At 60.4% G+C, this 14979-nt stretch carries 9 protein-coding genes; 8 read left to right on the top strand and 1 reads right to left on the bottom strand.

The features are described from left to right. The 7 genes from M8744_RS10180 to M8744_RS10150 all read left to right on the top strand — a co-directional run. Window positions 1-2075 (top strand): N-6 DNA methylase (locus M8744_RS10180; protein WP_256474242.1); only part of this gene is annotated, 2075 nt, incomplete at its 5' end. Continuing rightward, window positions 2068-3336: a restriction endonuclease subunit S gene (locus M8744_RS10175; RefSeq protein WP_251414685.1), complete on the top strand. Its 1269-nt coding sequence runs from the start codon at window positions 2068-2070 to the stop codon at window positions 3334-3336. The genes M8744_RS10180 and M8744_RS10175, both read left to right, overlap by 8 nt. 15 nt (window positions 3337-3351) lie before the next feature. Beyond that, window positions 3352-6618 (top strand): type I restriction endonuclease subunit R, encoded by a 3267-nt coding sequence (locus tag M8744_RS10170; RefSeq protein ID WP_251414683.1) that lies wholly within the window; start codon window positions 3352-3354, stop codon window positions 6616-6618. Further along, window positions 6618-7370, top strand: a complete 753-nt coding sequence (locus M8744_RS10165; RefSeq protein ID WP_251414681.1) for a M48 family metallopeptidase — start codon at window positions 6618-6620, stop codon at window positions 7368-7370. Before M8744_RS10170 ends, M8744_RS10165 begins: the two co-directional genes overlap by 1 nt. 643 nt (window positions 7371-8013) lie before the next feature. Next, on the top strand, window positions 8014-10188 hold the full coding sequence (locus M8744_RS10160; protein WP_251414679.1) for a VapE domain-containing protein: 2175 nt from the start codon (window positions 8014-8016) through the stop codon (window positions 10186-10188). A gap of 454 nt (window positions 10189-10642) precedes the next feature. Further along, window positions 10643-11155, top strand: a complete 513-nt coding sequence (locus tag M8744_RS10155) for a DUF1441 family protein (protein ID WP_251414678.1) — start codon at window positions 10643-10645, stop codon at window positions 11153-11155. Then, window positions 11148-12917 (top strand): phage terminase large subunit family protein, encoded by a 1770-nt coding sequence (locus tag M8744_RS10150; RefSeq protein ID WP_251414676.1) that lies wholly within the window; start codon window positions 11148-11150, stop codon window positions 12915-12917. The genes M8744_RS10155 and M8744_RS10150 overlap by 8 nt, the downstream gene beginning before the upstream one ends. 154 nt (window positions 12918-13071) lie before the next feature. On the opposite strand, the gene M8744_RS10145 is transcribed toward M8744_RS10150, so the two are convergent. Next, complete coding sequence (locus tag M8744_RS10145) at window positions 13072-14049, bottom strand: MrcB family domain-containing protein (protein ID WP_251414674.1); 978 nt, start codon at window positions 14047-14049, stop codon at window positions 13072-13074. Between the two features lie 348 nt (window positions 14050-14397). Here M8744_RS10145 and M8744_RS10140 point away from each other — a divergent pair, with 348 nt between their 5' ends. Then, complete coding sequence (locus M8744_RS10140) at window positions 14398-14976, top strand: hypothetical protein (RefSeq protein WP_251414673.1); 579 nt, start codon at window positions 14398-14400, stop codon at window positions 14974-14976. The last annotated feature ends 3 nt before the right edge of the window (window positions 14977-14979 follow it).

The following is a 14979-nucleotide window of genomic DNA, read 5'->3' as shown; positions in this document are numbered from 1 at the left end:
GGCGGGGCCAAGGTAAAGGCAGATGTCACTGCGTCTCATGCCCCGAATATGGCACATCAAGCCGCCGATGGGAATCTTGTGTCAGGTGGCGAACACTAGGCGCTGCTTATGAGTATCTGATCGGAGAATTTGCCGATTCCGCTGGCAAAAAGGGCGGGGAGTTCTACACGCCCCGTTCCGTCGTGCGAATGATGGTACGTCTGCTCAAGCCGACCCTCGAGCACGACATCTATGATCCGTGCTGCGGCTCCGGCGGCATGCTGATTGCGGCCAAGGAATACATCGACGAGCACGGTCAGGACGGCCGCAAAGCCAACCTGTTCGGCCAAGAGAACGCGGGCACCGTCTGGTCCATCGCCAAGATGAACATGCTGCTGCATGGCATCAGCAGCGCCGATCTTCGCAACGAGGACACGTTGGGTGAGCCCCAGCACGTCGAAAACGGTGAGCTACGGCGTTTCGACCGGATCCTGACCAATCCACCCTTCTCGATCAACTGGGGCTCGAAAGACAAGGATCGGTCCGGCGATTACGCGTGGCAGCCCAAGTTCCGTGAGCGCTTCTTTCATGAGGTGCCACTCGGCTCGAAAAAGGCCGACCTCATGTTCCTGCAGCACATGCTGCACGTCACCCGTGACGGCGGCATGGTCGCCACTGTCATGCCCCATGGAGTCCTCTTCCGCGGTGGGGATGAAGGCAAGATCCGCCAGAAGATCATCGAGAACGACCAGATCGAGGCGGTCATTGGCCTCGGCCCGCACCTCTTCTACGGCACCGGCATTCCGGCCTGCATCATCATCCTGCGCCAGCGCGTCCACCACGGTGCGAACCTCGTCTCCGGCAAGACGAAGGAGCGCCAGGGGAAGGTGCTCTTCATCAACGCCGATCGCGAGTATTTCGAGGGCCGCGCGCAGAACCACCTGCTGCCCGAGCACATCGAGAAGATCGTCACCACCTTCGAAGAATACCGCGAGATCCCCGGCTTCTCCGCCATTGTCGACATTGACATGCTGAAGGAGAACGACTGGAACCTGAACATCCGCCGCTATGCCGATAACGCTCCGCCGCCCGAGCCGCATGACGTGCGTGCGCACCTCGTTGGCGGCATCCCCAAGGCCGAGGTCGTGGCGAAATCCGAGCTATTCCAGTCCCACGGACTGGACCCGATGGACCTGCTGACCCCGCGCGATGACCGCTATCTGGATTTCATCGGCCGTGTGACCACCAAAGCCGACATCAAGCCTACCATCGAAAACAACGCGGGGCTCATGGCGCGCGAGGCCGAGATCTGGGAAAATTTTAACGCTTGGTGGGACGCCCACACCGAAAACATCACCGCGCTTGCCGGGCATGAAGACCCCGCCGCCCTCATTGCCTTGCGCGATGAACTGCTCTCCAGCTTCTCCGAAACGCTCGAAAGTCTGGCCGTGCTGGATCCCTTCACCGTGCGCGGGATCATCGCGCAGTTCTGGAACCAGTCGCGGTTCGACTTCCTCACGCTTATGGCGCGCGACACGCGCGGCGTGGTCGATGCCTGGCGCACCTCCATCGTGACGGCGCTCGAGGACAAAGGGCACAAGGAAAGCCCGCTGGACCACAAGCTTGTCGCCTTCCTGATGGGCGACTTCGTGCGCGAGATCGCCGAGCTCGAGGCGCGGAAGGCGGAACTCGATGCTCAGATCAAGGCCGCGACCGCCAAGCCGGAGGAGGACGAAGAGGGAGACGAAGAGGAGGACGCGGAGCCCTTGGACGAGGCGCAGATCAAGCGCTGGAAGAAGCAGCTGACCGAGGTCAAGAAGACGCTCAAGGCCAAGCGCGAGCAGTTTGCCGCCGAGCTCAACAAGGGCGTGGACGGTCTGTCACCGCAGGAGGCCGCCGACCTGCTGCTCAAGATCCTGCATGACGACATGGAGAAGATCCTGACCCGCTACATCGCGGCGCAGCGCGGCCAGATCGTGGCGGCGTTCGAGACCTGGTGGGACAAGTATCGCGTGACCCTGACCGAGATCGAAGACGCCCGGGCGCAGGCGACCGAGAAGCTCACAGGGTTTCTGAGGGGGTTGGGGTATGTCTGACACTCACCTCCACAACTGGCCGACTGAAAAACTGGCCGACCTGTGTGAGATAAACATAGGCGGAACGCCATCACGAAGCGTTCCAGCCTTCTGGGCGGAGCCGCCTGACGGTCACGCCTGGCTTTCAATAGCAGACATGAAGCAGAAATATCTCTTCGAAACCAAAGAGCACATCACCGATCTTGGTGCGCGAAGCAGCAACGTTAAGGCTATCGCGCCCGATACATTGGTAATGAGTTTCAAACTGAGCGTCGGTAAGGCTGGAATTGTTAAGCGGCTGATGTATTGCAATGAGGCAATCGCAATTTTTCAGCCACTCCATGGGCGAGTAGACCACCGCTGGCTTTACTTTTCCCTCCCGAGAGCGGCCGCGACTGCTGTGACAGACACCGCTGTGAAGGGTGCCACCTTCAACAAGGCGTCCTTGGCAAAGTTGGCTTTGGCGGTTCCGGCCGTTCCACTTCAATCCAAGATCGCCGAAGTCCTCGACACGCTGGACACGGCGATCCGGGGGACCGAGGCGGTGGTGGCCAAGTTGAAGGCGATGAAGCAGGGGCTGCTGCATGACCTGCTGACGCGCGGCATCGACGCCAACGGAGACCTCCGCCCCCCACAGCCCGAGGCCCCCCACCTCTACAAACAAACCCCGCTCGGCTGGATGCCCAAGGAGTGGGAGGATCGCCTTCTCGATGACGTGGCGCAACGCGGCAGCGGTCATACCCCAAGCAAGTCGATTGCATCCTACTGGAACGGTGGGATCAAATGGGTCTCATTGGCAGACTCTCATCGTCTGGATCAAGTGTATATTTCGGAGACGGACAAAGAGATCAGTGAAGCCGGACTTGCGAATTCATCCGCCGTTCGGCATCCTGAGAATACAGTCATCCTTTCTCGCGATGCTGGCATTGGTAAAAGTGCTATTCTTGCCTCAGAAATGGCGGTGAGCCAGCATTTTATGGCTTGGCGCTGCAGTCCGAGGCTCAACCATGTATTTCTCTACTACCTGCTTCAACGAGAGAAGCCAAAGTTCGAAGCAATCGCAATGGGTAGCACGATCAAGACCATCGGGTTGTCATTCTTCAAGAAATACGTGATCTCTCTGCCGCCCAAGGGTGAACAGGATCGCTCGGCTGAAATCCTGCTTGAGATGGAAGGCAATATCGGTCGCAATGAGCAGGAGCTGCGAAAGCTGCGCGCCGCAAAATCCGGTCTGATGGACGACCTGCTCACCGGGCGGGTGCCGGTCACGCCGCTGTTGTAAGTCGAGGGTCTGGTCATGGGGCACGAATACACGGACGTCGAGAAGCCCTTCATCGACCAGTGCGTTGCCATGGGCTGGCAGGCGCAGACGGGCACCAGGGACGACCCCGCGCTGACGGGGCGCACGAGCTTCAAGGAGGTCATCAGCGAAGCCACCCTGCGCGAGCGTCTGCGCGCCATCAACTCCGGCCCCGACGGCCAGCCCTGGCTCGACGATGCGCGCCTCTCCGAGGCCGTCAGCGCGCTGACCAGGCACGGGCAGCGCGGGTTGATGGAGGCGAACCAGGCGGTCACCCATCTTCTGCTCAAGGGCCTGACGGTCGAGGGCCTGCCAGGCTGGGACGGCGGGCGCGGCCAGACCATCCGCTACATCGCCTGGGACGACCCGGAGGCCAACAGCTTCACCGTCGCGAACCAGTTCCGCGTGGACTGCCCGCCCGGGCATGACGTGGGCAAGGGCTTCATCATCCCCGACCTCGTTCTTCTGGTGAACGGCATTCCCCTGGTCGTGGTCGAGGCGAAAAGCCCCGGCATTCCCGAACCGCTGGCTGAGGCGGCCAAGCAGCTCCGGCGTTACCACAACGCCCGCAAGTCGGCGCTGGAGGTCGAAGAGAACGAAGGCGCGCCCGCGCTCTTCTCCTCTGTCCAGCTGCTGATCGCCACGAGTTTCGACCAGGCGCGCGTGGGCTGCATCGGTGCGGGGCTGGAGCATTACGGGCAGTGGAAGACCGTGGTCGGGCCTGATGGAGCGGGCTCCGAGGACGACATAACCGACGCGCTCGGCAAGAAGGGGCTGTCCGAACAGGAGCGCCTTGTCGCCGGCATGCTGCGCCCCGCGCATCTGCTCGATATCCTGCGGCATTTTCTGCTGTTCATGAATGTCGGCGGTCAGACCATCAAGACCGTCTGCCGGTACCAGCAGTACCGCGCCGTGAACCGTGCGCTGGAACGGCTGCGGACGGGAAAGATCCGCATACAGGATGGCGAGTACGACCGCCGTGGCGGCATCGTCTGGCACACCCAAGGCTCGGGGAAGAGCCTCACGATGGTGTTCATGATCCGCAAGATGCGGACGGACCTGGGCCTGCGGAAATTCAAGGTCATCATGGTCACCGACCGCCGCGACCTGCAGCGGCAGTTGTCCGAGACCGCGGACCTGTCCGGCGACGTGGTCGAGCTGGCGACAAGCGCAGGATCGCTGAAGAAGCTGGCGAGGCGCAAGGGGCCGGGGCTGATCTTCGCCACGATCCAGAAGTACCGCACCGATGAGGATGTGGCCGAGGTCACGAAGGGCCCAGCCTTCGAGGTGTTGAACGAGGACGAAACGATCCTGGTCGTGGTCGACGAGGCGCATCGTACGCAGGCGGGCGACCTGCACGCGAACCTGCTGGCGGCGCTGCCGAATTGCGCACGCATCGGCTTCACCGGAACGCCGATCATCATGGGCGAGAAGAAGCGCACTACTCAGATCTTCGGCGAGTTCATCGACAAGTACACGATCAAGGAGTCCGAAGCCGATGGCGCCACCGTCCCGGTGCTTTATGAGGGCCGAACCGCAGAGGGTGCGGTCAAGGATGGCGCAACTCTGGACGGGCTGTTCGAGGACATGTTCCGCGGACGATCCGACGAAGAGTTGGAGGCGATCCGTAAGAAGTACGCGACGAAGGGCAATATTCTCGAAGCGCCCGCGTTGATCGCCGAAAAAGCCCGCGACATGCTGCGGCACTACGTGACCAATCTGCTGCCCAACGGCTACAAGGCTCAAGTCGTGTGCTACAGCCGGACGGCGGTGGTCCGGTACCATGCAGCCTTTCTCGAGGCCCGTGATGAGTTTTTGGCGGAGGCGGCCGCGCTCTCGGACCATGATAAGGCGATGGATGACGAAGTGCTGTGCACAAAACCTGTAAGACTGCAGGCATTGGTGCAGGCTTGGCGCTATCGCGAAATACTCAAGGAAATCGAGTTCGCTGCCGTCATGTCCAGCGGCAACAACGACGATGCCAGCTGGAAAAAATGGACCGAAGGGTCCGCGCAGGAGACGCGGATCAAGCGGTTCAAGAAGCCTCTTTTCCACAAAGACCCAACCAAGGCCGATCCGCTGGCCTTCCTGACTGTCAAATCGATGCTCCTGACCGGCTTTGATGCTCCGATCGAGGGTGTGATGTATCTGGACCGATCCATCCGCGAAGCGGAGCTCTTGCAGGCGATCGCACGTGTGAACCGCACCGGGTTCGGCAAGACGTGCGGGATCGTGGTCGACTACTTCGGCGTCGCTCACCACCTTAAGGCCGCCCTGGCTGCCTACTCCGACGAAGACGTCGATGGAGCGCTAGCTAGCCTGAACGACCAAATCCCGGTTCTGCGGGATCGCCACATTCGCGTCGTCGACATCTTCCGGCGCGCAGGCATGGACGATCTATCCAATGACGAAGCCTGCCTGAACGTATTATCCACTGAGAAAGCACGAGCCGAATTCACGGTGAAGCTCAAGGATTTTCTGAAATCACTAGAAATTGTACTTCCCCGTCCAGAAGGCTTGCCCTTCGTCAAGGACGCAAAGCGCCTTGCATACATTCACGCTCGGGCCAGAAATAGGTACCGCGATGTTATGATCATTGGATCGGATGTTGGGGCCAAGGTGCGCAAGCTAATTGATGATCACGTGATTTCCCTCGGGATCGACCCCAAAATCCCTCCCGTTCAATTGACCGATGCTGAGTTCGAGAATCAGCTGGGGAAAGCGCCCAGTAGTCGAGCAAAGGCATCGGAGATGGAGCATGCGATCCGTTCCCATATCCGGAAGAACCTTGAAACTGACCCGGTGCGGTTCAAGAAAATGTCCGAACGTCTGAACCAGATTCTCGACGGCTTCGGACAGCAATGGGACCAGATTATTGAGCAACTGCAGGCAATCATTGATGAGCTTTGCTCAGCAGTCCAGCCTCCTGATAAAGCCTCCGCAGATATACCAGACGTCTATGTTCCTTTCCTTCGGACAGTGCTTGAGGCCTATTCGGCCGACGAGGCGCCCCCCAAGGAGGACCTGCATGTGATCCACCAGATGACCATGGAAATAGTAGACCTCATAATTCAGGAGATCTGTGCTAATCGTTCGATCTGGAGCAGCTTCAAGATGGCGGATCAAGAGAACCTACGATCCGAGATTTTCGAGCTCATTTTTGACAAGCAGTTGAAGGGCTTTAGCGTCTCCGACGCCGAAGCTCTGGCAGATCAGCTCATGCAACAGGCAAAGGCCAACGACGAAAAACTGAGGGCTGCTTGATGCCGACACTGCCGCTGTCCCCTATCCGGACCGGAGGCAAACCTGCCCGGAACAGTGATCACCGACTTGAGGTTGACGGTCTATCGTTCGAAGTCCTACGGAGCGATCGGCGGAAAACTGTCCAAATTACAGTCGAGCGGACAGGCGAGCTGTTCATCGTCGCCCCCTCCAAGGTGGCCGACCAAGAACTGGTCCAGTTCGTGGAGGAGAAGCTCCTCTGGGTTCACACCAAGCTCGCGGATAAGGCCAGGCTTCAGCAACGTGCTCCGGTAAAGGAGTTCGTAGACGGCGAAGGCTTTCTGTATCTAGGAAAGAGCTACCGACTGCGCTTGATCGATCGACAGTTGGTCGATCTGCACCTCAAGAACGGCCGCTTCTGTCTGCGAAGGAGTTCCGTATACCGCGGGAGAGAGGTGTTCGTGTCCTGGTATGCGCGACGGGCGCAGCAATGGTTTGAGAGGCAGGTAGCCGAGCAGGCAAACCTCATGGGCGTGGACGTCAAAGAGGTAAGGGTGCAGGATCTCGGCTTCCGCTGGGGATCCTTTGGAGTTGACGGAAGAGTATTCTTCCATTGGAAGGCTATTCTTCTCCCACCGCGCATCGCCCAGTACATTGTTGTCCACGAACTAGCGCATGCGCATCATCGCGATCACTCTGCGGCATTCTGGATCAAGGTTGACCAGCATTTGCCGGACTGGAGAAGCCGCAAAGCGTGGCTGGCTGAAAACGGAATCCAGGTGGAAGGACTGTAAGCAGATCACTTCAGTTACTGGGGTGAACCATCGTTGCGGACTCGATCGCGCGCTGCCGCCGCGCCATGAGCCCAAAGGCAAGTCTGATGATGAGTGCAACAGTTCGATTTCTGTTCCATCTCAAGAACGCCACCCTCATCCAAGTGCTCAGCTGCGCCCTCAAAAAACCTCAACATTTTCTGTCGGTTACAAGCTATTCACCAAATCGGCGCAGTCATGAGGTCCGGAGAATGTCGGCCCTGAGAGACCGCCTTCGGCTCATCTGGCGCAAGGGGCGGTGTTCAGCCCCTCCCGCATAACCCTCGAAAACAACGAGAAAAATCGACCGCAGTCAGATCGGGAGAACGCTTTCGCGAAGGCAAGTGGCGGAGAGACAGTCCGTCCGTCCGCAAATGACGTCCTGAAAAACATTTCAAAAACAACACGTTGCAAATCCGCGTGGTCAGAAATGTGGACAACGATGTGGACAAGAACATCTGCGAACGGCCGCTATCATACCGAATCGAACGCGCAAAAGGAAAGCCCCCTGCCGGGACCAACGGCAGGGGGCTTGAACAGGATTCCCAGCAGGGACAAAGAAATGAACTCCCCTCACCATACAGGAAGATCACATGAAAGCCGCTCACAAAAAAGGGACAATCACATGAGGAATGCTAATAATCTTTCGCCGAAATTGCAAGCCGTTCCGCTGTCCGATCTGGCCACTGCGCCCGTCTGGGCGGCTTGGGAAGAGGTGTGGCAGAAGGACAGGTGGAGCAAGCCGCCCAAGAACCCGAAGACGGGCAGCTTGGCCAGCACGACCAAGCCGAGGACTTGGGGCACCAGAGCCGCCGCACAGCGCCGCTCCGACGCCTTCAAGACCAACCGGCCCAAGGGGCTGGGCATCATGCTGGCGGGCGTCCCGGACCTGCCCGGCTGGCGGCTTGGGGGCATTGATCTGGACGGTTGCCGGAACCCGGAGACAGGTGAACTCACCTCTTGGGCCGCGCCCGTCCTCCGCCGCTTCCAGAGCTATGCCGACGTGTCGCCCGGGCAGACCGGCGTTCATGTGCTCTTCCTCTGCCGAGATGCGGACGTTGGCGCGCTCCGGGAAGAGGGCCTGATACTGCCCGCCGCCGATGGCAGCCCGGGGGCGGGACGCGCCTTCGCATTGCCGGGCAATCACAAGGAAATCGCGCTCTTCACCGAACGCAAGTTCCTGACCGTCACCGGCAACATGGTGAGCGACGGCGAAGAGCTCCGCCGCGTTGATCTGGACGCGCTCCGCTGGCTCTTGGGAGAGCACGGGCCGTCTTTGCAGGCCAAGGCCAGCGCCACCGGCAAGGGTGGCAAGGACGTGTCGGGCAGCGGTGAGGCGTGGCGCTTCCTCGAAAATCTCGCCCGGCTGGGCGATAGCGAAGAGGAAGCCCGGGAAGCGATTGCCGAGCACGAAGGGGCCGCCGGGGAATGGTGGAGCCGAGTCGATGAACGGCAGAGGGACCGGGCCGTTGAACGCGCCTTCGCCAAGGTGGCCCGAGAGCGTGGCGAGTTGCTGGACCTGCTGACCGATGACGACAAGCCCCCGGAGCCGCGCAAGTGGACGCTGGAAGACGTGGAAGCGATGTTGGAGGGCAAGGAGGTGCTGCCCGCGAAGGCGGACTGGGGCACCCCGATCATGCGGGGCAACAGTCCCGTCATCAACCTGCACAACACGACGCTGTATCTGGGCCGAAACCTAGACTCCGTCCTGCCCGGACTTGCCCACAACATGATGACGGGCCGCGACGAATGGCGCGACGGGCCGCTGACGGACGCCGCCGTGGCTCTTGCCCGCATAGCTCTTGAGCGGCTGGGCCTGCAAACCGTGGGCAAGGACTTGGTGGCAGACGCTGCTCAGACCGTGGCCCGGAAGCTGGCCTATCATCCGATCCGGGACCAGCTCAGAGCGCTCCGCTGGGACGGCAAGCCCCGGCTGGACTCGTGGCTGGTGCGCCATGCCGGGGCGGACGACTCCCCCTATATCGGGGCCGTGGGGCGCAAGTTCCTCATTCAGATGGTGGCCCGGGTGATGCAGCCCGGGTGCAAGGCGGACCACACGCTTGTCCTGTCCGGGCCGCAGGGGCAGAACAAGAGCACTGCTTGCCGCGTCCTCGCTGGGGCGGAGTATTTCAGCGACACGCTGCCCAGCATCACGGCGGACAGGACTGACGCAATCCGGCACCTTCAGGGGAAGTGGCTGGTGGAGCTGGCGGAGCTGGCCCCGTCCCGGAAGAGCGAAACGGAAGACCTGAAAGCCTTCCTTTCCGGTGCCGTTGACCGGGTGCGGCTGCCCTATGCCCGCTATGACGAAGCGTTCCCCCGCCAGTGCGTTTTCGTCGGCACGACGAATGAGGAACAGTTCCTCCGGGACACCACGGGCGGGCGGCGCTTCTGGCCCATCACCGTGGGCAAGGTCATCGACATTGACGCGCTTGCCGCTGAGCGGGACCAGCTCTTTGCCGAAGCCTTCGCGGCCTACAACGACGGGGAGTCGTGGTGGCTGGACCGTGACTTTGAGGCGGAACACGCGAAGCCGGTGCAGGAGGCGGCACGGGAGTCCGATAGCTGGTCAGAGGACGTGGCCGCGTGGCTGGATTGCCCCCCGCACGATCTGGACGAAGAGGGCACCGTCAGGACGGAAGTCACCATCTCCGAGGTGCTGGGGGAAGCTCTGGGGCTCACCAGCGCACAGCAGCACCAAGGTCACCAGAAGCGGGCCGCCGCAATCATGCGCGATCTGGGGTGGGAAAAGCGGAAGACCCGGAGCAAGAACGTCTGGTGCAGGGGGGATTTGCTGTGACCTTAGCCGTGGACCGTGTGGACCGTGCCGTGGACCGCAGGGTCCACATGCAAGACTCTGATTCCCAAGGGAGAATCCGTTGTGTGGACCGTGTGGACCGTATCAGAGCAAAAAGAGTCTCAGAGCGGTATGCCCCCCTTGGGCAGCGGCGGGACAAGGCTCTGGGGGGTTACAATGGCGTTTTACGGTCCACACGGTCCACAAACGGACTATCTCCCATTCGTTTCAATGGGTTATGCGTGGACCGTGCTACGGCCCACACGGTCCACACTCCCCTTGGGCCGGACGCTTGGGGGACAGAGCCCCAGTGTGGGGGATTGGCGGGTCCTTCCCGGGGGGCCGGGGTGCGGGGGGCGCGGAGCCCCGGGTTTTCCCCCTGTGGAGAGAATCTGGAATCGAGAAAACCCGTGGGGGAAATCCCCGTGGGAAAATGCCCCCTGAGAGGTAACGAGCAATGAGCTACACACTGGAACAAATCGAAGAAATCTTGGAGGCCCCAGACGAAGACGACGCCCCCGGCGAAGCGTCCCCCGTGGTGAGTGCTGGTGAACTGGGGGAATGGCTGGGGATTGCCCCGAACCGGATTCATGCACTGGGGCGAGACGGTATCCTGCCCCGGGTGGACGGCACCCGCTATCCCCTCCGGGCCGCCGTGCTGGCCTATTGCGAACACGCCCGGTCCCTCGCCCGGGGAAAACAGGTGGACGCGGAACTCGCCGCCGAAAAGCTCCGTTTGGCAAAGGCCAATGCGGAAAAGGCGGAAACCGCCAACGCAAAGGCACGGGCCGAGTTGATCCCCGCCGCCGAGGTGGAACGGGAATGGGCCGCCGTCCTCCGGGGCGTCCGGGCCGCCATGCTGGCGGTGCCGTCCCGGGTGGCGCAAACCGCTGGCCATCTGACCCCGCACGACATTGCCGCGATAGACCGGGAAGTCCGGGACGCCTTGGAGGAAACCGCCCATGACTGACGCGCTCACCATCACCCGCCAGAACGCCCTGAAGGCGCTTACCCCGCCGCCGCGCCTGTCCCTGTCCGAGTGGATCGAAACCCACATGCGGCTTCCCGAAGGTGTCTCCGCTCTGCCGGGGCGCGTGTCGCTCTGGCCCTACCAGCGCGAGATTGCTGACGCCATTTCCGACCCGACTCTTGAGCGGGTGACTCTGGTCAAGCCCGTCCGGGTGGGCTTCACTACGCTGTTGACCGGGGCGCTGGCGTCCTATGTCGCCAACGAGCCCGCGCCGATCTTGGCCCTTTTGCCGACCGAGGCCGATTGCCGGGATTACACCGTTTCCGACCTTGAGCCGATCTTTGAGGCCACCCCCGCGTTGCGCGGGCTTATCTCTGCCGACGCCGACGAATCGGGCCGTTCCACTTTGCTCAGTCGCCGCTTCCCCGGCGGATCGCTAAAGATCATCGCTGCAAAGAGCCCCCGCAACCTTCGCCGCCACAACGTCCGCGTCCTGTTGATAGACGAAGCCGACGCGATGGAAGCAGGCGTGGAGGGCAGCCCGATCACGCTGGCGGAGCGGCGCACCCTGAGCTTTGCCAACCGCAAGATCATCTTGGGCAGCACCCCAACCCATGAGGCCACGTCCAACGTGCTCCGGGCCTATGCCCGCTCCGACCAGCGAATCTATGAGGTGCCTTGCCCCGATTGCGGGCACCATCACGAAATCCAATGGGCCTATATTGTCTGGCCCGAAGGCGAGCCCCAGAAGGCTGCCTACGTCTGCCCGGAGTGTGGCAGCGTGGTGGAAGAGCGGCACAAGGCGGAGATGATCCAGAAGGGCCGCTGGCGGGCCACACAGCCGCATGTGGTGGGCCATGCGGGCTTTCGGCTCAATGCCCTTGTCTCGACGCTGGCCAACGCCTCATGGGGCAAGCTGGCGGCTGAGTTCGTGGAGGCCAAGAAACAGCCCGACACTTTGCAGGTCTTCGTCAACACGATCCTTGCACAAGGCTGGCGCGAGGCGGCGGAAGAGCTCGACGAAGCGGTCTTGGCCGCCCGGGCCGAACCATTTGGGCTGCCCGATGCGATCCCTCCAGATGTGCTATTCGTGACCGCCGGTGTGGACGTACAACGCGACCGGCTGGAAATCGTGTTTCTTGGCTGGGGCCGGGATGAAATCTTCGTGCTGAGCCAATTCGTCATCTGGGGCAACCCGATAGCCGACGACGTGTGGGCGGAATTGGACGACGCCTTGCGCACCATCTGGAAACACCCCAAGGGCGGCATCCTGCGCGTCGACGCGGCGGCGGTGGACGCAGGCGACGGCGAAACCATGGACCGCGTGATTGCGTTCTGCCGCCCACGATCTGTCCGCCGGGTCTATGCGATCAAGGGGGCCGCAGGGAACCGGCCCGTGATCCGGGCCAGCGACACGCGGGGCAGCCGCCTTTTCATCGTGGGCGTGGACTCGGTCAAGGGCCAACTCACCAGCCGCCTGAGCCGGGGCAAGAGCGTTCGGTTTTCTGACAGCTTGGAGGGCCGGTTTTATGAAGAGTTGGCCTCCGAACGGCTGGTCATGCGCTATGTGAAAGGAGCCCCCGTGCGGCAATGGGAACGGATTCCTGGGCGGCGGGCGGAGAGCTTGGATTGCGTCGTCTACGCCATGGCCGTCCGGGCGCTGGTGAACGCCAAGGTGGAACGCCGCGAAGAGGAAGTGGAGGCGAAGAAACTTCCTAAAACGGCCCGCTCTGTGGTGAAGTCGTCTTGGTTGAACAGATAATTAATCGGGAAGTTATAGCATTTCCTTATAAGCGAATAATTTATCTAATTTAGGTATACGGCCGCCAAGTAAAGCAATTAGTGACAAGGTGATATTTTATACTTCATCTAGAAATTTTGGCTCCTTAATTTGAAAAAAGTCAATTCAGAGACACTCAATATGTGAGGGAAAAAACCTCACGCGCAATCTTGAAACGCAGCATTCTTTTAAGCTTGGACAAGTCTGACGGATCGCCAATCTTGTGTATCATGCGATGACAGGTCGGACAAAGCACCATAAAGTCATCTGGAATTCTGTATCGCCGCGTTTCACCCTCAGCGAGGTCACGAAGAGGTGCGGCATGATGCACATCGAGCGGCATTTCATGCGCTGAGCCGTTGAAGCCATAGTCGCGTTTGGGGTCCAAGCCACAGCATTCGCAGACCGGTGCCTTTAATTTTAGTACACCTTTGCGCACGTTTGGAGACCGTTCGATGCGCCGAGAAAGAATGTAACGCCTTGTCTCGTCGATATTTTTCCCTTTGGCCTCTTCCTGCATCACCTCGCTTGGTGTCGTTCCACCCCGGTTCACAAGCGCTTCGTATGCAAGAAGCATCTGATGGAGGTCCGCCTGGAGAATTTCGTCAGTGAGCTTTGCAGCTTTGTAGGTTTTTCCAAAAGCGTGCCCAGCCTCATACCCGGCCGGAAGACCAGCCGTTGAACCCAAGTCGATAGGGTCATCAGAAAATTTCTTCGCAAACTCTGGTATACGATCTGCTATGTCACGGGCTCTCCGTTTAAGCACATCCCGGCCGTGGGCTGGCCCGAACTCGTTGTAAATCGCTGTTGTTCCCTGATTCATCGATAGAGTAATAGTCTGCGCATCCGGATTAATTAGGAAAACAACGTAGAAGCCTTGTGTTGCAGTTTCAGTGACCAAAGGATCGAAAAAAGCCAGCCAGGGCACAGACGCCCAGACGCCTTGTCCAACGCTGGCCTTAACCTTCAGATCAAATGGACCAAACGCGAGTAGTTTTTTTGCCTCCACCGCAATGTCATGTCGCACAAAGTCGCCAAATTTTGAACCTGTGAACGGCTTGGCACGTTCATAGGTGTATTCTTTGGCTAAGCGGGAAAGCTGGTCAGCTAACATATTGGCCCTTCTGTGGTATTGCTCTTAACCATATGCGACTTTAGTCCACGCGCAAGCTACTTAGAGGGTCAAAACTGTGGTTTCCTACTGAACGTTTGGTGGTTGTCCTCGACAGCCGGGCACGTTCTCGAGCTGCCATTTGGTATCTTGCGTCAGATGGCGAAGGCTTGAGAAAGGTAAACGGGGCGACATGGTGACGTCGCCCCGCACGATTTTTCAGAGGAAAGAAAGACGCATCTCGCTCAGCGTCGAATCGAGTTTTAACACGGGTCTGGCCAATGTCCCAGAAAAATCTGGCCAATGTCCCAGACCCATGCTATCGGTTAGTCAGCAAAGGAGTTGCTGACCATGACCGATTACACCGTGACCGAAATCTCCCACCTGATTTGCGAGGCGGATGGGCTTACCGACCGCGAAGACATGAAGATCACGCATGAGCGTGTCAGGCATCTCGCCAAACGTGGCTTCCTGAACAACGGGCAGGCAATCGACGAACGGGGGACACTGGTCTTCCCCGAGGCCGAAGTCTTCCACGCCGCCGTCCTTTGCGACCTCTTGTCCATCGACATGGGCGCTCCGGTTCTTCGCAAGGTGACGGAAGCCGCCGAAGCCTTGCCGCTCTTGGACGTGGACCAGTGGGCACCGTCTCAGCGCGGCGATGAGCTCCGCCGGTCTTTCGGCGGCCTTCTGGACGCAATCCGGGGCGCGGCGGCGGGTGAGCGTTGGGGCCTCACGATCCGGCAGGAACAGCCCGGGCGCAGTGTTCCCGCTCAGGTTCACGCGGCCTTCGGGTGGCTGGACGCGCCCGGCGGCAATGGCGACGACGTGGCTGCAATTCTGGGCCGAAAGCCCAACCGCCTTCGCGTCGTTCTTGAGCTGACTGAGCTCTTCACCGCCATTTCCGGGCGGCTGAAGGCGGAAGGCTGATCC

Source organism: Lutimaribacter degradans (assembly GCF_023703375.1).
GTDB lineage: Bacteria > Pseudomonadota > Alphaproteobacteria > Rhodobacterales > Rhodobacteraceae > Lutimaribacter > Lutimaribacter degradans.
The sequence above is the reverse complement of the archived record's forward strand: the minus strand, read 5'-3'. Positions and strand labels throughout refer to the sequence as shown.

What these genes read in the sequence shown, in the direction of transcription:
- M8744_RS10175 (WP_251414685.1), top strand. Translation starts at nt 2,068, where the DNA reads ATGTCTGACACTCACCTCCACAACTGGCCGACTGAAAAACTGGCCGAC.
- M8744_RS10170 (WP_251414683.1), top strand. Translation starts at nt 3,352, where the DNA reads ATGGGGCACGAATACACGGACGTCGAGAAGCCCTTCATCGACCAGTGC.
- M8744_RS10165 (WP_251414681.1), top strand. Translation starts at nt 6,618, where the DNA reads ATGCCGACACTGCCGCTGTCCCCTATCCGGACCGGAGGCAAACCTGCC.
- M8744_RS10160 (WP_251414679.1), top strand. Translation starts at nt 8,014, where the DNA reads ATGAGGAATGCTAATAATCTTTCGCCGAAATTGCAAGCCGTTCCGCTG.
- M8744_RS10155 (WP_251414678.1), top strand. Translation starts at nt 10,643, where the DNA reads ATGAGCTACACACTGGAACAAATCGAAGAAATCTTGGAGGCCCCAGAC.
- M8744_RS10150 (WP_251414676.1), top strand. Translation starts at nt 11,148, where the DNA reads ATGACTGACGCGCTCACCATCACCCGCCAGAACGCCCTGAAGGCGCTT.
- M8744_RS10145 (WP_251414674.1), bottom strand. Translation starts at nt 14,049, where the DNA reads ATGTTAGCTGACCAGCTTTCCCGCTTAGCCAAAGAATACACCTATGAA.
- M8744_RS10140 (WP_251414673.1), top strand. Translation starts at nt 14,398, where the DNA reads ATGACCGATTACACCGTGACCGAAATCTCCCACCTGATTTGCGAGGCG.